The 17,510-nt window shown below is 65.7% G+C and carries 18 protein-coding genes; 9 read left to right on the forward strand and 9 right to left on the reverse strand.

Annotated elements, in window-relative coordinates:
* Nucleotides 1-147 precede the first annotated feature (147 nt).
* The 6 genes from ACWGQ2_RS01045 to ACWGQ2_RS01070 all read left to right on the forward strand — a co-directional run bounded on the left by ACWGQ2_RS01045 (nt 148) and on the right by ACWGQ2_RS01070 (nt 7,145).
* Complete coding sequence (locus ACWGQ2_RS01045; protein WP_452013423.1) at nt 148-735, forward strand: DUF4245 domain-containing protein; 588 nt, start codon at nt 148-150, stop codon at nt 733-735.
* 77 nt (nt 736-812) lie between these two features.
* A complete protein-coding gene (locus ACWGQ2_RS01050; RefSeq protein ID WP_452013425.1) occupies nt 813-1,478 on the forward strand; it encodes a carbonic anhydrase in 666 nt (221 codons plus the stop codon).
* A 72-nt stretch (nt 1,479-1,550) separates the two neighbouring features.
* Nucleotides 1,551-2,972 carry a class II fumarate hydratase gene (locus tag ACWGQ2_RS01055; RefSeq protein ID WP_452013428.1) on the forward strand — a complete coding sequence of 474 codons (1,422 nt, stop codon included), beginning with the start codon at nt 1,551-1,553 and terminating at the stop codon, nt 2,970-2,972.
* A 113-nt stretch (nt 2,973-3,085) separates the two neighbouring features.
* Nucleotides 3,086-3,739 carry a TetR/AcrR family transcriptional regulator gene (locus ACWGQ2_RS01060; RefSeq protein WP_452013430.1) on the forward strand — a complete coding sequence of 218 codons (654 nt, stop codon included), beginning with the start codon at nt 3,086-3,088 and terminating at the stop codon, nt 3,737-3,739.
* On the forward strand, nt 3,736-5,424 hold the full coding sequence (locus ACWGQ2_RS01065; RefSeq protein WP_452013433.1) for an MDR family MFS transporter: 1,689 nt from the start codon (nt 3,736-3,738) through the stop codon (nt 5,422-5,424). Before ACWGQ2_RS01060 ends, ACWGQ2_RS01065 begins: the two co-directional genes overlap by 4 nt.
* Nucleotides 5,425-5,666: 242 nt before the next feature.
* Nucleotides 5,667-7,145, forward strand: a complete 1,479-nt coding sequence (locus tag ACWGQ2_RS01070) for a GH25 family lysozyme (protein ID WP_452013436.1) — start codon at nt 5,667-5,669, stop codon at nt 7,143-7,145.
* 73 nt (nt 7,146-7,218) lie between these two features.
* Here the strand turns inward: ACWGQ2_RS01070 and ACWGQ2_RS01075 are convergent, their stop codons facing one another.
* The 5 genes from ACWGQ2_RS01075 to ACWGQ2_RS01095 all read right to left on the reverse strand — a co-directional run bounded on the left by ACWGQ2_RS01075 (nt 7,219) and on the right by ACWGQ2_RS01095 (nt 11,299).
* Nucleotides 7,219-7,689, reverse strand: a complete 471-nt coding sequence (locus ACWGQ2_RS01075; RefSeq protein ID WP_452013438.1) for an NUDIX hydrolase — start codon at nt 7,687-7,689, stop codon at nt 7,219-7,221.
* 4 nt (nt 7,690-7,693) lie between these two features.
* Complete coding sequence (locus ACWGQ2_RS01080; RefSeq protein ID WP_452013441.1) at nt 7,694-8,206, reverse strand: prepilin peptidase; 513 nt, start codon at nt 8,204-8,206, stop codon at nt 7,694-7,696.
* A gap of 62 nt (nt 8,207-8,268) precedes the next feature.
* Nucleotides 8,269-9,609 (reverse strand): PhoH family protein, encoded by a 1,341-nt coding sequence (locus tag ACWGQ2_RS01085; RefSeq protein ID WP_452013443.1) that lies wholly within the window; start codon nt 9,607-9,609, stop codon nt 8,269-8,271.
* A 262-nt stretch (nt 9,610-9,871) separates the two neighbouring features.
* Nucleotides 9,872-10,522 carry a YoaK family protein gene (locus ACWGQ2_RS01090; RefSeq protein WP_452013446.1) on the reverse strand — a complete coding sequence of 217 codons (651 nt, stop codon included), beginning with the start codon at nt 10,520-10,522 and terminating at the stop codon, nt 9,872-9,874.
* Nucleotides 10,523-10,537: 15 nt separating this feature from the next.
* Nucleotides 10,538-11,299: an isoprenyl transferase gene (locus tag ACWGQ2_RS01095; RefSeq protein ID WP_452013448.1), complete on the reverse strand. Its 762-nt coding sequence runs from the start codon at nt 11,297-11,299 to the stop codon at nt 10,538-10,540.
* Nucleotides 11,300-11,457: 158 nt separating this feature from the next.
* Here ACWGQ2_RS01095 and trhA point away from each other — a divergent pair, with 158 nt between their 5' ends.
* A complete protein-coding gene (gene trhA / locus ACWGQ2_RS01100; RefSeq protein WP_452013451.1) occupies nt 11,458-12,195 on the forward strand; it encodes a PAQR family membrane homeostasis protein TrhA in 738 nt (245 codons plus the stop codon).
* 33 nt (nt 12,196-12,228) lie between these two features.
* On the opposite strand, the gene ACWGQ2_RS01105 is transcribed toward trhA, so the two are convergent.
* Genes ACWGQ2_RS01105 through mca form a run of 3 tightly spaced genes read right to left on the reverse strand, consistent with a single transcriptional unit; the run spans nt 12,229 to nt 15,621 of the window.
* Nucleotides 12,229-14,328 (reverse strand): thioredoxin domain-containing protein, encoded by a 2,100-nt coding sequence (locus tag ACWGQ2_RS01105; protein ID WP_452013454.1) that lies wholly within the window; start codon nt 14,326-14,328, stop codon nt 12,229-12,231.
* Between the two features lie 5 nt (nt 14,329-14,333).
* Nucleotides 14,334-14,660 (reverse strand): hypothetical protein, encoded by a 327-nt coding sequence (locus tag ACWGQ2_RS01110; RefSeq protein WP_452013456.1) that lies wholly within the window; start codon nt 14,658-14,660, stop codon nt 14,334-14,336.
* Between the two features lie 52 nt (nt 14,661-14,712).
* Entirely contained in the window at nt 14,713-15,621 is a 909-nt protein-coding gene (gene mca / locus ACWGQ2_RS01115) for a mycothiol conjugate amidase Mca (RefSeq protein WP_452013459.1), read from the reverse strand.
* 60 nt (nt 15,622-15,681) lie between these two features.
* Here mca and ACWGQ2_RS01120 point away from each other — a divergent pair, with 60 nt between their 5' ends.
* Nucleotides 15,682-16,170: a DUF4307 domain-containing protein gene (locus tag ACWGQ2_RS01120; RefSeq protein WP_452013461.1), complete on the forward strand. Its 489-nt coding sequence runs from the start codon at nt 15,682-15,684 to the stop codon at nt 16,168-16,170.
* 219 nt (nt 16,171-16,389) lie between these two features.
* The gene (gene greA / locus ACWGQ2_RS01125) at nt 16,390-16,902 is read left to right on the forward strand and encodes a transcription elongation factor GreA (protein ID WP_452013463.1); all 513 of its coding nucleotides are present in this window, start codon (nt 16,390-16,392) and stop codon (nt 16,900-16,902) included.
* Nucleotides 16,903-16,913: 11 nt separating this feature from the next.
* On the opposite strand, the gene ACWGQ2_RS01130 is transcribed toward greA, so the two are convergent.
* Nucleotides 16,914-17,510, reverse strand: coding sequence for a rhomboid family intramembrane serine protease (locus ACWGQ2_RS01130; RefSeq protein WP_452013465.1), 597 nt, complete (start codon nt 17,508-17,510; stop codon nt 16,914-16,916).

Genomic DNA, 17,510 nt, shown 5'->3' on the forward strand with positions numbered 1-17,510 from the left:
CCTGCTGTTCCTTGTTCCGATCATAGTCGCCAAGTGGCCTGCGCCACCGCTGGACCCCTGCATTTCACGCGGACGGACTCCCTGAAGCCGCCCGGTGCCCTTGCGCAGGAATAGGACTTGCCGCCCCGGATAGGCGATCATGGAAGAGTGAGTGAGCAGCAGCAGCCCGAAGAGCCCGTAACCCCCACTTTGACCGCCAAGCAGGCCAAGCGTGCCAATGCGACGGTGATTGGAATGCTCATTGCCACCGGACTTACCCTGGCAATTGTGCTGGTTCCGGTGCTGCTGAATCCGTACCAGAAGCCGCAGCCGCGCAACGTTGATGTGCAGGCCATTGCCTCCGAGGCAGCCGGCGACGCCGGCTACGATCCCCTGGCCCCTGACCTGCCCGAGGGCTGGACTGCGAACTACGCGCGCTGGGACTCCGGCGTCAACAGCGGCGTCCCTGCCTGGGAAGTGGGATATCTCACCCCGGACACCGAGTTCATCCGCCTGACCCAGACCAACACTGCCAATCCCACCTGGGTCTCGCAGACCACCAAGGACTCACTGGTTGCCGGAGAGCGGAGCGCCGGAGGCGCCACCTGGCAGCTGCGGGACAGCGCCAACGGTGAAGCCCACTTTGTCACTGAGGTCAACGGAATGACCGTTGTCCTCAGCTCGGAAGGCGACCTGTCCTCCGTGGACGCGCTGGCTGAAGCCGTACTGCAGGACCTCGCCGCGTCCGGGCAGTAGCACCAAAGCCGCGGTTCGGGTGACTTGCGGCGGTAACAGAACACCGGATCGGTAAAGAAGCGCCGTATTCTTGAACCGTGACCGAATTGAACAGCCCCCTTACTTCTCCCACCACTCCCGCCCAGGCCTGGCAACGCCTGCGCGAAGGCAACGAACGCTTTGTCTCCGGTTCCTCCCGGCACCCGAACCAGGACGCACCCCGGCGCAGTTCCCTCGTCAACGAGCAGAACCCCTTCGCGGTGATCTTCGGCTGCTCCGACTCGCGGCTCGCTGCTGAAATCATCTTCGACCTGGGTCTCGGCGATGTTTTTGTTGTCCGGACGGCCGGCCAGGTCACCGACGACGCCGTGCTGGGTTCACTCGAATACAGCGTCGGCGTTCTGGGCGTGCCGCTGATCGTGATCCTGGGCCATGACAGCTGCGGCGCCGTCACTGCCGCCAAGCACACTGTTGACACCGGTTCCATGCCGGCCGGTTACGTCCGCAACCTGGTTGAACGGATCACCCCGTCCGTCCTTGCTGCCCGCCGGAACGGCCTGGAAGACGTCAATGACATGGTGGTAGAGCACACCCGCCAGACCGCCGAGCGCCTGGTGGAAAGCTCCCGCCTGATTTCCGATGCCGTAGCCTCCGGCTCCACCGCAGTCGTGGGGCTCTCTTACCGGCTGGCTGAGGGCCGTGCCGACCTGGTGTCCAGCATCGGCAGCCTTGAGCCTGAAACCACCGGCCTGGCGGCCGGCTAGCGGGCAGGGAATCCCGCCCCATTCCGACACGCGTTTTCAGCGCCGGCGGGCGTGCCGACTAGGCTGGTAGCCATGACTTCCAACTCCGCTGAATACCGCATTGAACATGACACGATGGGTGAGGTCCGCGTCCCGGTAAACGCCCTTTACCGCGCCCAGACCCAGCGCGCCGTGGAGAACTTCCCGATCTCCGGCAAGCCGCTGGACGACGCACACATCGAGGCACTGGCCCGCATCAAGAAGGCTGCGGCCACTGCCAACGCCGAGCTGGGGGTGCTCGACGACGAGCGCGCCAAGGCGATTGCCGCTGCAGCTGACGAAGTTGCTGCCGGAAACCACAACGGACAGTTCCCGATCGACGTGTTCCAGACCGGCTCCGGCACGTCCTCGAACATGAACACCAACGAAGTCCTGGCAGAGCTCGCCACCCGTGCCCTGAAGGCTGCCGGCAGCGAGACCTCCGTTCACCCGAACGACCACGTCAACGCCTCGCAGTCCTCCAACGACGTCTTCCCGACCTCCGTCCACGTTGCCGCCACTTCCGCCCTGATCAACAACCTGATCCCGGCGCTCGAACACCTGGCCGCTTCCCTGGAGCGCAAGGCAGAAGAGTTCAAGGACGTCGTCAAGTCGGGCCGCACGCACCTCATGGATGCCACCCCGGTAACCCTGGGCCAGGAATTCGGCGGCTACGCTGCGCAGGTCCGCTACGGCATCGAGCGTGTACAGGCGTCCCTCCCCCGCGTTGCCGAAGTTCCCTTGGGCGGCACCGCCGTCGGCACCGGCATCAACACTCCGGCCGGCTTCCCGCAGCGCGTGATCGAGCTGCTGGCTGCCGACACCGGCCTGCCGCTGACCGAAGCACGGGACCACTTCGAGTCCCAGGCCAACCGCGACGCACTCGTTGAGGTCTCCGGCATGCTGCGCACCATCGCAGTATCCTTCTCCAAGATTGCCAACGACCTGCGCTGGATGGGCTCCGGCCCCAACACCGGCCTGGGCGAAATCGCCATCCCCGACCTCCAGCCGGGCTCCTCGATCATGCCGGGCAAGGTCAACCCGGTCATCTCCGAAGCCGTGATGCAGGTTGCCGCCCAGGTCGTGGGCAACGACGCCGCCATCGCCTGGGCAGGCACCTTCGGCTACTTCGAGCTCAACGTCGGCATCCCCGTCATCGCCTCGAACCTGCTTGAATCGATCCGCCTGCTGTCCAACTCCTCGGTCATCATGGCGGACAAGATGATTGACGGCATCGAAGCCAACGTGGAGCGTGCCCGCTACCTCGCCGAGGCCTCCCCCTCGATCGTGACCCCGCTGAACAAGTACATCGGCTACGAGAACGCCGCCAAGATCGCCAAGTTCGCGGTCAAGGAAGGCAAGACCATCCGCCAGGCCGTCGTCGAACTCGGTTTCGTCGAGCGCGGAGAGGTCACCGAGGAACAACTCGATGCTGCCCTCGACGTCCTCTCCATGACCAAGCCGCCGCAGGCTTAGTTTCCGGCATGACTGAAGGGGGCTGCCCGCGGGCAGCCCCCTTTTTGCTGCCCGCCTGCCTCCGCCCGCAGCGCTGTTTGCACTAACAGTATCAGCGTGCAAAAGTTTACTTCGTGAAGAATAGTGCAGAATTCGACGGCGGCCTCCGGGAACGCAAGCGGGCAGCCACCCACAGCGCCATCACCAGTGCTGCCCGCGGCCTGACCGCCGAACGCGGACTGGCCGGCTTCACAGTGGAGGAACTCTGCGAGCAGGTGGGCATCTCCCGGCGCACCTTCTTCAACTACTTCCCCGCGAAGGAAGATGCCGTACTCGGCGCCCCTGCCTCGCTTGCCGAGGAACTCACCGAACCGTTCATCGCGGCCGGAACACCGGGTCCGGGACTGTCCCCCACCCTGCTCCAGGACCTCGTGGACCTTTCCGTGGCCCATATGGAGTCCATGGCTGTCTCCCGGACCGAGCTCGCGCAGCTCAAGGACGCCCTGTCCACCGAACCCAAGCTGGTGCTGAAACTGATGCAGGGCACCCGCGAGGCAGACGAGCGCCTGCGCCGGCTCATCGCCCGGCGCGAGCACCTTGAACCCGCAGATCCGCAGGTCACCGCCGTCTCCACCGTCTTCTCCGCCCTCATCCAACGGGCCGGACCGGAGTTCTTCGATCCGGACAATAAACGCAGCTACCGTGCGGTGCTCACCTCCACAGTCGAGTCCGCCCGGGCTGCCTTTTCTTCCTTCTCCCCCGTCACTGCCAGCAAGGACCCTTCATGACCACCACCGCCGCGCGCTCCTCCGGACCGCTGCTGCTGACCCAGAAGCGCATCTGGATCATCTTCTCCGCCCTCATCGCGGGCATGCTCCTCTCTTCCCTGGACCAGACCATCGTCTCCACCGCCATGCCCACGATCGTCGGTGAGCTGGGCGGCGTCGAACACCAGACCTGGATCACCACGGCCTACCTGCTGGCCACCACCATCGTGATGCCCATCTACGGCAAGTTCGGCGACGTCCTGGGCCGGCGCAACCTTTTCCTCTTCGCGATTGCGCTGTTCACGATGGCTTCCGTGGGCTGCGCCTTTGCCACCGACTTCTGGATGTTCGTCCTCTTCCGCGCCATCCAGGGTCTGGGCGGCGGCGGCCTGATGATCCTCTCCCAGGCGATCATCGCGGACATTGTTCCGGCCAATGAACGAGGCAAGTACATGGGCCCCCTGGGCGGCATCTTCGGTCTCTCCGCCGTAGCCGGTCCGCTGCTGGGCGGGTTCTTCGTTGACCACATGACCTGGCAGTGGGCGTTCTACATCAACATCCCGATCGGCATCGCAGCGTTCCTGATCGCGTTCTTCACCCTCACGCTGCCGAGCAAGAAGGCGGAGAAGCGCATCGACCTTCCCGGCGTCGTCCTGCTCTCCATCGCCACCACCTGCCTGATCTTCTTCACGGACTTCGGCGGCGACGCCGACCGCGGCTGGACTGATCCGCTGACGCTGGCCTTCGGCGCCGGCCTGCTGGCCGCCGCGTTCGCCTTTGTGATGGCCGAGCGGCGGGCACAGGATCCGATCATTCCGCTGAGCCTGTTCAAGAACCCGATCTTCGTCAACAGCACCGCCATCGGCTTCACCCTGGGCATGGGCATGTTCGCTGCCCTGGCCTTTGTTCCGACCTTCCTGCAGATGTCCACCGGCACCTCCGCCGCCGCGTCCGGCCTGCTGATGCTGCCCATGATGGTGGGCATGATGGGCACCTCCATCTGGTCCGGCCTGGCCATCACCAAGACCGGCAAATACAAGAAGTACCCCATCTCCGGTGCGGTCCTGGTCCTCGCCGCCCTGCTGTGGATGACCATGCTGACCGCCCAGACCCCGGTGTGGGTCATCTGCTCCCAGCTGTTCGTCTTCGGCGCCGGGCTGGGCCTGATCATGCAGGTTGTGGTGCTGGTGGTGCAGAACTCCGTTCCGGTGGACCAGATCGGCACGGCCACGTCCTCGAACAACTACTTCCGCGAGGTCGGCGCCTCACTGGGTGTGGCGATCTTCGGCGCCATGTTCACCACCCGCCTCTCGGAGAACCTCATGGGTGTCTTTGAAGGTGCCGGGTTCGACGCCGCAGCGGCCGGCGAGGCAACGGCCACGCTGCAGCCGTCTGCCATGGCCGCCCTGCCCGAACCGGTCCGGGACGGGATCGTCAATGCCTATGCCGAGTCCCTGGCGCCGGTCTTCTGGTACCTGGTGCCGTTCCTGGCCCTGGCACTCATCCTGGCCTTCTTCCTGAAGGAGATTCCGCTCTCCGATGTTGCCGGCATGGTGGCACGCGGCGAGGCTGTGGGCGGCGAGGAAGCGGACCGGCTCGAAGCCGAGCGGCTTGCGGGCCCTTCCACTGCTGCCCCGGTCTCAGGGGACGAGGCGCCTCCCGCCGGGCCGGAGGGTTCCCCGGCATCCGGGCCGGAGAAGAGCTGATACGACGGAACCTGGCGGGCCGGGGGTTCCTCTCAGCGCGCTGTCATCAGGCGTAACGCGGCATGGGGAAGGCATGGTCCTGGACGCACCTTCACCCCGCGGCCCTTAGGATGAGCAGGACGCACCGCCGGTGAACTCCGGCAGTGTGAGCGCACGTGTGCCGGCGCAGGGTTCTCCCGGGAACCCTGCGCCTTCCCCAGCCAGCCGAAGGACCTCGCGGTTCTCAACCTCCAGGACTTTGATTGAAAACCAAGACGCTTACCTCCGGCATCGGTTCTTCGGCCCTCGCTGCGCTGCTGGCACTCACCTGCCTTGCCGGTCCGGCGGCTGCAGTTGAAAACGGATCCACAGAGCCCGAAGCCGTCGAAGTCAGCGTGGCAGAACAGGCCCGGATCATCGGTCCGGACGGTGCAAGCCTCGGCCAGGGGCTTACCCGCATCAACGCCACGGGTGATGCCCAGACCCCGGCAGGAGACCTAGCTGCCCCGACAGCCAAGGCCCCCGATGCTGCACCGTCAGCCGGAAACTGGCAGCCGCCCGGGATCCAGGGAATCGATGTGTCCAGCCATCAGGGCAACGTTGACTGGAACGCGGCCTGGAACCGCGGTGCGCGTTTTGCCTATGCCAAAGCCACCGAAGGCACTACCTACAAGAACCCCAACTTCGGCCAGCAGTACAACGGCTCCTACAACAAGGGCATGATCCGCGGTGCTTACCACTTCGCGCTGCCGAACGTCTCCTCAGCCGTGGAGCAGGCCAACTTTTTTGTGAACAACGGCGGCGGCTGGTCAGCAGACGGCAAAACCTTGCCTCCGCTGCTGGACATCGAATACAACCCGTACAAGTCTCTGGGCAACACCTGCTACGACATGAGCCCTTCCCAGATGGTGAAATGGATCAAGGCGTTCTCAAACCAGGTCAAGGCCCGCACCGGCCGGGTTCCGATGATCTACACGACTACGGACTGGTGGATCACCTGTACCGGGAACAGTGCCGCGTTCAGCGAGCACCCGCTTCATATCGCCAACTACAACCATGTTGGGGCGGGCCCCCTGCCGGCCAGCTGGAGCGCCCACAGCATTTGGCAGTACAGCAGCTCGGGTCCGTTCGTCGGCGACTCCAACGTCTTCAACGGTTCAGCTGCGGGTTTGACCGCCCTGGCACGCAACAGTGCCCCACAGGGACCGTTCAAGGATGTTCCGGCGAACTCTGGCTTCGCCGCTGAGATTGCCTGGCTGAAAAACAAGGGAATCACCACCGGGTTCGACGACGGGACCTACGCTCCGCTGCAGCCCGTAAATCGCGACGCCATGGCTGCTTTCCTTTACCGGCTTTCGGGCAGCCCCGCGCATAAGCCCGCTGCCAGGCCCAGGTTCACTGACGTGCCCGCAGGCAACCAGTTCTACAAAGAGATCGACTGGCTGTCCTCGTCCAAGGTGACGACGGGATGGAATGACGGCACCTTCAAGCCCGTGGCGGCGATCAACCGCGATGCCATGGCCGCTTTCCTCTACCGGATGGCAGGAAGCCCGGTGTACACGCCTCCTGCGGTGTCGAAGTTCAGGGACGTCGGCACGGACCACCTCTTCTACAAGGAGATCAGCTGGCTGGCTGCTACCGGCATTTCGACCGGCTGGACTGACAGCACGTTCCGTCCAGGTCAGCCGATTGCCCGCGACGCCATGGCTGCCTTCCTGTACCGCTTCGACCGGAAAATCTAGCCCTCGCACGGTTACCCGTGACACAAACACCCTGACGGCGGGTAGATGGCATGATGCCGGCGGAACGCACCGGCTACACCTCGAAGACGGGCACTCCGGTGGAAGTCCGTGCCAGCTCGATCAGCATCCGGTGCCGGGCGTTTAGTTCGGGCAGCGCATCCAGGGCGAACCAGCGCACGTCGGTGGATTCGTCGTCGTTCACCCGCGCGGTCCCGGCTACCCAGGAACAGCGGAAGACCAGATTCAGGAACTGGCAGCGGTCCTGGTTGGGGAACATGATCGGATCCGTGGTGCCAACGTGGATGAGGTGTTCCAGCTTCGCCTGCACTCCGGTCTCTTCCTCGACCTCGCGCAGCAGGCCCGGGCCGGGCTCTTCCCCTGGTTCCAGGATGCCGGTGATCAGCGTCCAGCGTCCGTTGTCCGCCCGCCGGCACAACAGCACCTCTCCCTGCGGATTAAAGACAACGGCGGCCACCCCAGGCAGCCACAGCAGCTCATGGCCCACTTTCTCGCGCAGGGAAAGGATGAAGTCGGGTGTGGGCATGGCTCTACTCTAGGCCAGGGACTGCGAGCGCCAGCAAAGCACCGGCCAGCATAAACGGACCGAACGCGATCCGGGTCTTGCCGGTTCCCCGCCGCGAGAGCACCAGTGCCAGGCCCCACAGCCCGCCCAGGACAAACCCTGCCGCAGCGCCTGCCAGCAGGTAGCCGAATCCCGCGAATCCGAGGTAGAGCCCCAGGACACCGGCCAGCTTCACGTCCCCGAGCCCCAGCCCGGACGGTGACACCACACGCAGCAGCAGATACCCGGCGAGCAGAAGCACCCCGCCGAGTGCCATGGATACGAAGCGGCCGGGTTCTCCGGCGGCGAGCGCGGCAGCCCCCAGCAGCACGGCTGAAACAGGATATGCCGGCAGCACCAGCCGGTCCGGCAGCCGCCGTGTCCGCAGATCCGCGGCCGCCAGCATCCAGGCCAGCACCACCAGGTATCCCAGTGCCGCGGCCAGCAGCAGCGCGGACAGCCATGGCCCGCTCCAGTACTCCCCCAGGATCCCCCACATGCGCCCTACGGTACGCCACCGCTGAACCGGGGGTACCGCAGGACGCAGCGGCTGTGGATTACCTAGCCAATAGTCCCCTCTTCCAGCAGATCGGTCACCAGCGCCGCGATGGGAGAGCGCTCGGAGCGGGTGAGGGTCATGTGTCCAAACAGCGGGTGGCCCTTGAGCGTCTCTACAACGGCGGCTATTCCGTCATGACGGCCCACCCGGAGGTTGTCCCGCTGGGCGACGTCGTGGGTCAGGACCACCTTGGAGTTCTGCCCAATCCGGGAGAGCACGGTCAGCAGGACGTTCTTTTCCAGGGACTGGGCCTCATCCACAATCACAAAGCTGTCGTGCAGCGACCGTCCGCGGATATGGGTCAGCGGCAGTACTTCGAGCATCCCGCGGTCCAGCACTTCCTCCACAACTTCCTTGGAGACAAGGGCTTCCAGGGTGTCGAAGACCGCCTGGCCCCACGGGCCCATCTTCTCGCTTTCACTGCCGGGCAGGTAGCCCAGTTCCTGGCCGCCCACCGCGTACAGGGGGCGGAAGACCACCACTTTCCGGTGCTCCCGGCGCTCCAGGACTGCTTCGAGTCCGGCGCACAGCGCCAGTGCGGACTTGCCGGTTCCGGCCCGGCCGCCCAGTGAGACGATCCCGACTTCCGGGTCCATCAGCATGTCGATGGCCAGCCGCTGTTCCGCTGAGCGCCCATGGAGCCCAAATACATCCCGGTCCCCGCGGACCAGCCGCACCTGTTTGTCCGCCCCCACCCGGCCCAGCGCCGAGGAGCGGCCGGAGAGCAGCACCAGACCGGTGTTGACCGGCAGGTCCGCGGCTTCCGGCACGAAGACCGGCTGGTGCTCGTACAGGGCACTGATCTCGGCGTCCCCGGTCTCGACTTCCGCCATGCCGGTCCAGCCCGTGTCCCGGACCAGTTCGTTCCGGTACTCGTCGGCGGTGAGTCCAACTGCTGCCGCTTTTACGCGCAGGGGCAGGTCCTTGGACACCACGGTGATGGTGCGTCCCTCATCGGCGAGGTTCCGCGCAACGGCAAGGATCCGGTTGTCATTCTCCGATCCGCGGATTCCCAGCGGCAGCACTTCCAGGGATACGTGGTTCAGTTCCACCCGCAGGGTGCCGCCCGAGTCTCCGATGGGAACCGGCCGGTCCAGGCCGCCGTGCTCCACTCGCAGGTCATCAAGCAGGCGCAGCGCGGCACGGGCGAAGTAGCCCAGCTCCGGGTCGCTGCGTTTGCTTTCGAGTTCACTGATGACCACCAGCGGAAGGATGACCTCGTGTTCGGCGAAGCGCAGGATGGCCTTCGGATCGGACAGCAGGACTGATGTATCAAGCACGAACCCCTGAGGATTGCCGGCGGCGCCGGTGTGTTCTGGCAGGGATGCTTTGGTTACGGCCACTTAGAACTCCAGTCAGGGACCGCAGGCCCCGAATAGCTAGAAGTGTTCTTTTCCGCAGTCCGGCACGGGATGCCGGGCTGGGGCCTCCCTGCAAACACACTGTCTGCGAGCATGTGTGAGCATCCGGCCTCCGGTTCCATCAGCATGGGGCTGATCGATACGTACAAGCTACGCCCGCATGTGGGCAGCAGGACACAGGGACACGAACGAGTTGTATTTGTTCACATCATGTTTACGCCGGGGCCGCGGAGATGCCCGGGAGTTAGCTGTGCAGGTGTCCGGGATGCCCCCACGACGCCGCCGCGGCCGCGCACAGAGCAATGATCGCCGGCCCCAGTGCCGCCAGTCCCAGGAGCAGATAACCGGCGCCGCCGCAGAGCGAGCCGAGGGTCAGCGAGCACCAGAGCAGCAGGTAGCGGTGCCAGCCGTTGCCCCGCTCCCCGAACAGGGCAGCGGTAACCTTCTGCCCCAGCTTCACCAGCGTCCCGGTCATGTAGGTTATGCCGATCGACACTTCACCGCCGCGTTCAAAGACGGTGTTGAGCAGGCCCATGGACGCCGCAAGCGCCGGCGCCAGGACCCATTCGGCGCCGGGCAGCGCTGTACTGGCCCAGGCGGCTGATAGGACGGCGGCGGAGAGCAGGCAGATGGCCGGACGGCGGTGAAGGCTCATGACCCGGCGCAGGACGGAGGCAGCCACCACACCGAGGAAAAAGGCTGCGATCAGCCCAAACGCCTGCAGGAAGCCGCTCAGTGAAGTATCTGCAACCGCAGCGCCGGCCCGTGTCGAGTTCCCGGTCATAAAGGAGACAAAGTAGCCGCCCAGATGAAGGAAGCCGACGGCATCCACGTAGCCTGCGGTCCAGGCCAGCCCGGAGGCCAGGGCGATTTCCGAACGGGAGTGCTGCAGCATTGCCAGTTGTACCGGTCAGGATCCAAAACGCCGCTGGCGGCTGGCGTAGTCCCGCAGCGCCCGGAGGAAGTCCACCCGGCGGAAGTCGGGCCAGAGGGCCTCGCAGAAATAGAACTCGCTGTAAGCACTCTGCCACATGAGGAACCCGGAGAGCCGCTGCTCACCGGAGGTACGGATCACGAGTTCGGGATCCGGCTGGCCCCGGGTGTATAGGTACTCCGAAATCTGCGCGTCGCTGAGCTCGGCGGTGATCTCTTCGATGGGTTTTCCCTGGGCCTGTGCGTCGCGCAGCAGTTCCTTCACGGCGTCGACAATTTCCCGCCGTCCGCCGTAGCCGATGGCCACGTTCACGTGCAGGCCCGTGGCTGAAGCCGTCGCCTCGCCCAGGCGCTCGAGCTGGCAGGTCAGCTCGGTCGGCAGGATGTCCAGCGCACCGACTGGCTGGACCCGCAGGTCGCCCCTCTCCCCCAGCCGGTCGAGGGTGTTGGCGATGATCCCCAGCAGCGGCTCCAGCTCATCGGGATCACGGTTAAGGTTGTCTGTGGAGAGCATGTACAGGGTCACTACCCGCACTCCGAGTTCCTCGCACCAGCCCAGGAACTCAAGGATTTTGTCTGCTCCGGCCTGGTGGCCGTCGGACGTCGGAGCTCCGGCGAGCTTGGCCCAGCGGCGGTTGCCGTCCACCATCACGCCAATGTGCTCGGGGATCCGGTCCTTGACCAGGCTTCGGCGCAGGCGCCGTTCGTAGTAGGCGTAAACCACACCGGGAAAGCGCACGGGTGACTCACCTGCCTATCATTTTGAACTGGGGTCCGCGGAACGCGGCGGCTTCTCATCTCAAGGCTACCGCGCAGCGGAAGCCCTCCTGTGCAGGCCGGAGCCGAGCCGTGGCTACCGGCAGGTAACCTACCGGGTCGTAAGTTAGGATTGGCAGCATGAGTTCATCCTCGGAACGAGTACCGGTCCAGCAGGATCCGGAGTCCCGGCAGGCACCGGGACCGCTGGAATCAGCAGTTGAAACCGTAGCCGATGCCCTGGACATCAAGCCCCGGCTTCGCGGCTGGCTGCATGCCGGCGCCGCGCCCCTGGCCCTGGCAGCCGGCATAGTCCTGGTGGCACTTGCGCCCACGACCGGCACCCGCATTGCCTCCGCTGTGTATGCCTTCACCGGCATCCTGCTGTTCGGCGTCTCGGCTGTCTACCACCGCGGCAACTGGAGCCCCAAGGTCAAGACCGTCCTGAAGCGGTTGGACCACACCAACATCATGCTGGTGATCGCCGGGTCCTACACACCGCTGGCGTGGTCACTGCTGCCGCGAGAGAAGGCCGCGGTACTGCTGATCATCATCTGGAGCGGCGCGCTGGCCGGAATTGCGTTCCGGCTGCTGTGGCTGCATGCTCCGCGCTGGCTCTATACCCCGGTCTACATTGCCCTGGGGTGCGCGGCTCTCTTCTACATTCCCGACTTCTGGGCCGTGAACATGCCCGCGGCCATCCTGGTGATTGCAGGCGGCGCGGCTTACATCGCTGGCGCCGTCATCTACGCGATGAAGCGCCCCAATCCCTCAGTGGAGTGGTTCGGGTTCCATGAGATCTTCCATGCCTTCACACTCGCCGGGTTTACCTGCCACTACATCGCCATCATCCTGGCGGTGCTGTCCGTCCAGGGCTAGTTCGGGCACAGGGCTAGTTCGGGCCCAGGCCGGTTAGGTCCGGGCAGCCAGCTCGGCTTCCAGCTCCGTAACGGAGTCCACCGGCCGCCGGCACACCATCCCCCGGCAGACATAGGCCAGGGCCGGCGCTTCTGTTTCCCGCCCCTCCAGCAGACCCACCCTGTCTGCTTCCCCGTGGGCGATCACCAGTCCCGGGCCGCCGGCAGTACGTCCCGCGGAAAGCAGCTGAGCCACCGCTGCGGGATCGGTCCCGGTGACGGCCAGCTCCTGCGGACCGTTCAGGATGAATTGCTGCACGGCCATGGACCAGCCCACGGCCTGGGGAATCGACGGCGCCGCACGCTGCACGTGTGCAACAAGCCCTTCGGCAAGGACCCGGTGCCAGCCAGGGCCGCCGTAGGAAGCTGAGGTGAGGAGCACGCCGGCCAGCAGCGCGGTTCCGCTGGGAACAGCGTCATCGAGCGGGTTGGCGGCAGACTGTCCGCCCTGCGCGTGCCGAATCTGCTCCGCTTCGCCCGCCGTATCAGAGAGCCCGGCGGGGCCCAGGAACCGGTCGACGGCGGTTGCTGCCAGATCCTGTGCGGCACGGTGCCAGCGCGGGTTGCCTGTTGCGGCGTACAGCGCGAAGAGGCCTTCTGCCACGCCCGCGTAATCCTCCAGCTGCCCTTCAATACCCTGTGCCTGCCCGTCGATTGACACCCGGCGCAGGATCCGCCCGTCCCAGTGCACATCCAGCAGGTAGCCGGCCGCCTTCTCGGCGGCGGGAAGCATCCAGTCTTCCGGCCTTCCGGCGTCCGCAAGGGCTGTCGCGGCATCCGCCAGCCCGGCAACTGCCAGCCCGTTCCAGCCGGCCACGACTTTACTGTCACGTTCAGGCTGCGGGCGCGCGGACCGCGCAGCGGCCAGGGCTGCCCGGGCTTCTTCCCACACCCTGGCCTGGGCTTCGTCCGGTACGGCGCGAAGCCGGATCGTGCTGCCGGGAAGCCGATGGGAAGCGCCGTCGTCGGCGTCCAGATCCAGCAGGTCCAGAGCCGCTGACCGTGGCCCCAGGATCTGCTGCAGCTCCGCCCGGGTAAAAACATAGGTTGCGCCCTCCACCCGGTGCCCGTCCACCAGGGTGTCAGCGTCCAGGGAGGAAGCGAAAGCGCCGCCCGGAACAGCCAGCTCCGCTGCCATCCAGCCTGCCGTCCCGCGGGTCACGCGCAGTGCCAGCGCCCTCACATCGGCATCGGCTGCCTGGCGGGAGAAGTGCGCGTAGATCCTCAGGAGCTGGGCGTTGTCGTAGAGCATCTTCTCGAAATGCGGCACCTGCCAGCGGCGGTCGACCGCGTACCGGGCGAATCCGCCGCCCACCTGGTCATAGATTCCGCCCAGGGCCATGGCGGTGAGGGTGCGGCCGGCCAGTTCCCCCGCTGTGCCTGCCGTCGCGGCGCTGCTGTGTGCGTGGGCCAGGAGGAAACGCAGCAGAGGCGACGGCGGAAACTTCGGCGCACCGCCGAACCCGCCGTATTCAGTGTCCTCTGCCCCCGCCAGGGCAGCGACGGCGGCTTCCAGCGCGCCTGCGGCGCCGCTGCCGGTTTCCGGGAGCGGGACCGACGCAGACAGGTCCCCCAGCAGGTTCCGGTTCGCGAGCTGGTTTGAGGCGAGGTGGGCGGCTATCTGTTCCGCGCTCTGCTCGACGTCGCTGCGCCGGTCGCGCCAGGCGGCGGAGACTGCCTCCAGCACCTGACGGAAAGACGGGGTCCCCTGAAGCTGCCGGGGCGGAAAGTAGGTCCCGGCGTAGTAGGTCCTGCCGTCGGGGAGCGTAAACACGCTCATGGGCCAGCCGCCCTGACCTGTGAGGGCCTGGGTGGCTGCCATGTAGGCGGAGTCGACGTCGGGACGTTCTTCCCGGTCCACCTTGATGCTGACGAAGTCCCGGTTCAGCAGCCGTGCGGTCTCCGGGTCCTCGAAGGATTCGTGCGCCATCACATGGCACCAGTGGCACGCTGCGTAGCCGATGGAGATAAAAACGGGCACGTCACGGCGCCGGGCTTCGTCAAACGCCTCGTCCCCGAAAGGCCACCAGTCCACCGGGTTTCCGGCATGCTGGCGCAGGTAGGCGGAGGCCTGGTTCTTCAGCCGCTCCGCCATGGTCCTTATCCTGCCGGATTGGAGCTCGAGGGCCGGGGGTCAGCGTGGTCCGTATTCTCAGCGGCGTCGAGGGCGGCATCCTCTGCAGCTTCGTCGCCTGCCGGTCCCTCAGCCTCCGTGCCGCCGCCTTCACCGGTGATCTGGGAACGGTACCGGACCCGCCGGATCCGCTTGACCATGTCCCGGATGAGGAACACTACGCACAGCGCCAGGAACAGCGTTGCCAGGAAGCCCAGCAGGCCGGGAGTGATGTCCCCTTCCTCAAGGCCGGGCTTTAGGTCGCCCTCGATTGGGTTGGTGACAGTCAGGGTCAGGCTGTACAGCAGGTTCACGAAGTTTCTCTCTCTTGGCAGAAGGCGGCGCACAGGGCACCGGATCTACCCTCTATCGTATGCCAGCGAAGAGGTCGTTTTCAGGTACCTGTGACGGGACCCGGGATTCAATCAGTGAATAGTCTTCCCAGGGCCATACCCGGCGCTGCATGTCGGTGCTGACCGCGAAGAAGAAACCGTCGGGGTCCACCTGCGTGCGGTGGGCCTTCAGTGCCTCGTCCCGCACCGGGAAGTATTCTCCGCACTCAACCTGCGTGGTGGTGGGATGAAGCGGAGCCGGCGGCTGGTGCCCCTCGGTGTCCGCTTCCAGCCAGGCCGCCAGCCGTTCGGCGTACGGAGATTCCAGGCCGGCCTCGGTCAGTGCCTCGTGCAGGGCGCGGAAACGTTCGGGATTGAAACCGCGGTCGTAGTAGAGCTTCAGGGGTTCCCAGGGGGCACCGGTGCCGGGGTACTTATCGGCGTCGCCGGCGGCATGGAAGGCTTCAACGGCTACCTTGTGCGCCATGATGTGGTCGGGGTGGGGGTAGCCGCCGTTTTCGTCGTAGCTGACGATCACGTGCGGGCGGAACTCCCGCACCAGCTTCACCAGCGGAGCCGCTGCGGTCTGAAGCGGGCGGAGGGCGAAGCAGCCTGCGGGCAGCTCCGGCAGCGGATCGCCTTCGGGCAGGCCGGAGTCCATAAAGCCCAGCCAGCGGTGTTCAATGCCCAGCGCGGCCTGTGAGGCTGCCATTTCGCTGCGGCGCAGGCCCGCCAGGTCCCGCTTGGCAGCGGGGATGCCGGCAGCAGCCGGATTGAGTACGTCGCCGCGCTCTCCCCCGGTGCAGGTCGCTACCATCACTCGGACGCCTTCGGCTGCGTAGGCGGCCATGGTCGCGGCGCCCTTGCTGGCCTCGTCATCGGGGTGGGCGTGAACCGCCAGCAGGCGCAGTTCTCCGGGCACTGAATTGGTTTCGGTGGACAACGCGGTTACTCCTGACAGCCGGCGGAACGCGCCGACAAGAATGTTCGATAAAATGAAACAGTGAGCACTGAGGACAGCATTCGGGACAGTACTGGGGACAGCACAGACGGCGTACCGGTTCCCGAGCGCCCCGCGGACGGTTCGTCGCCCGAGACAAGATTAGCCAATCGCTATGGCGCGCCCAAGCCGGGACTCAGCTCCCGCACCAAGATTGTCCTGGGCTCGCTCGCCGGGGCTGCGGCAGTCGGTGCCGTGATCTTCATGGCCATCCCCTCCGGAGCCGGCACCCTGACCTCCAAGGACGTCGGGTTCACCATTCCGGACGCCACCTCCGCCGTCGTCGACTTCAATGTCACCAGGCCCGCCGATGCCACGGTGGACTGCGCTGTGCAGGTCCTCAGTGAAAGCTATGCCGTGGTGGGCTGGAAGACCGTCCGGATTCCCGCGGGCGAGACCCCCACCGTGTCGGTGAGCACCTCGGTTCGGACGGACTCGCTGGGGGTGACGGGCGGCGTCAACGCCTGCTGGATTGTGGAACAGGAATCCTAGTTCCGCGCTCCTGCAGGATCTACTCGCGGAGAAACCCGGCCGCACGTCTTGGGTTTGTGCCTCCTGCTGACTAGTATGGAGGCTACGTTACGCCCCGCCCAGGTGATCGCCGGATAAAAATCCGAGCAAACCGGTCACCGTCCGGCGGGGTCTTTGCTTGTCAGGCCATCCGGCCTCGCCGGCAATTTCAGCCAAGCCGAACCTGTTCCCTGGGTTCGGATGTCACATAAGGAGAGACCCGTGTCTACCAACAGCGCATCTGTCGCCTGGCTCACGCAAGAGTCTTACGACCGCCTGAAGGCGGAGCTGGACCACCTTTCCGGCCCGGGCCGGACTGAGATCGTTGCTCGCATCGAACAGGCACGGTCTGAAGGCGACCTGAAGGAGAACGGCGGCTACCACGCAGCCAAGGAGGAGCAGGGCAAGGCTGAAGCCCGCATCCGCCAGCTGACGCAGCTCCTTGAGAACGCGCACGTCGGCGAAGCTCCGGCGGATGACGGCGTGGTGGAACCCGGTATGCTGGTTGAGGCCAGGATTGCCGGTGACCTGGAGAAGTTCCTGCTTGGCAGCCGCGAAATCGCCGGGGACAGCGACATCGACGTCTACAGCGAGAAGTCGCCTCTCGGCGCGGCCATCAACGGCCTGCGTGCCGGTGAGTCCACGTCCTACGCAGCACCGAACGGCAAGAGCATCTCCGTGGAGATTGTTTCAGCCACCCCTTACGCCGGGTAGCCACGCCGCTTTCAGGAACGGGTCCGCCGGATGGCGGGCCCGTTCGTGCTTTCCGGGCCGTCGTCCCGGCGCCGCAGCAGGATCGCTGCAATCACTCCTCCGGCGGCACCAAAGAGGTGGGACTGCCAGGACACTCCGGCGGCAGTGGGCAGCACTCCCCACAGCAGGGAGCCGTAGATCAGGAACAGCACCCCGCCCAGCAGGATCTGGATCAGGTCCCGGTTATAGAACCCGCGGACCATCAGGTACGCGAACAAACCAAAAACGACGCCGGACACCCCGATGGTCAGTCCCCCGCCAAAGAGCCACACCCCCAGGCCCGAGGCAAGCCAGCAGATCGCCAGCACAGCTGCGAACCGGCGCAGCCCCTCCAGCAGCACCAGGAACGCGAAAGCCAGCAGCGGCAGCGAGTTGCTGATCAGGTGGCCGGTTCCGGCGTGCAGGAGCGGGGAAAACACAATCCCGTCCAGTCCGTCCAGCTGCCGCGGGATGATGCCCAGGCCGGGAAGCAGCGTGGTCTGAAAGGGCAGGGTCAGGAAGTAGATGATCCACAGGCCCGCGGTGAAGCAGGCTGCAACAACCAGTGCGCTCTTCGCCCGCTGCTTCAT

This window comes from Arthrobacter sp. NPDC055585 (assembly GCF_053619115.1).

Excerpts from the sequence above, each read along its gene's own strand:
- ACWGQ2_RS01080 (WP_452013441.1), bottom strand. The coding sequence starts at position 8,206 with ATGTGGGGGATCCTGGGGGAGTACTGGAGCGGGCCATGGCTGTCCGCG.
- ACWGQ2_RS01055 (WP_452013428.1), top strand. The coding sequence starts at position 1,551 with ATGACTTCCAACTCCGCTGAATACCGCATTGAACATGACACGATGGGT.
- ACWGQ2_RS01090 (WP_452013446.1), bottom strand. The coding sequence starts at position 10,522 with ATGCTGCAGCACTCCCGTTCGGAAATCGCCCTGGCCTCCGGGCTGGCC.
- ACWGQ2_RS01065 (WP_452013433.1), top strand. The coding sequence starts at position 3,736 with ATGACCACCACCGCCGCGCGCTCCTCCGGACCGCTGCTGCTGACCCAG.
- ACWGQ2_RS01075 (WP_452013438.1), bottom strand. The coding sequence starts at position 7,689 with ATGCCCACACCCGACTTCATCCTTTCCCTGCGCGAGAAAGTGGGCCAT.
- trhA (WP_452013451.1), top strand. The coding sequence starts at position 11,458 with ATGAGTTCATCCTCGGAACGAGTACCGGTCCAGCAGGATCCGGAGTCC.
- ACWGQ2_RS01105 (WP_452013454.1), bottom strand. The coding sequence starts at position 14,328 with ATGGCGGAGCGGCTGAAGAACCAGGCCTCCGCCTACCTGCGCCAGCAT.
- ACWGQ2_RS01130 (WP_452013465.1), bottom strand. The coding sequence starts at position 17,510 with ATGAAGCAGCGGGCGAAGAGCGCACTGGTTGTTGCAGCCTGCTTCACC.
- greA (WP_452013463.1), top strand. The coding sequence starts at position 16,390 with ATGTCACATAAGGAGAGACCCGTGTCTACCAACAGCGCATCTGTCGCC.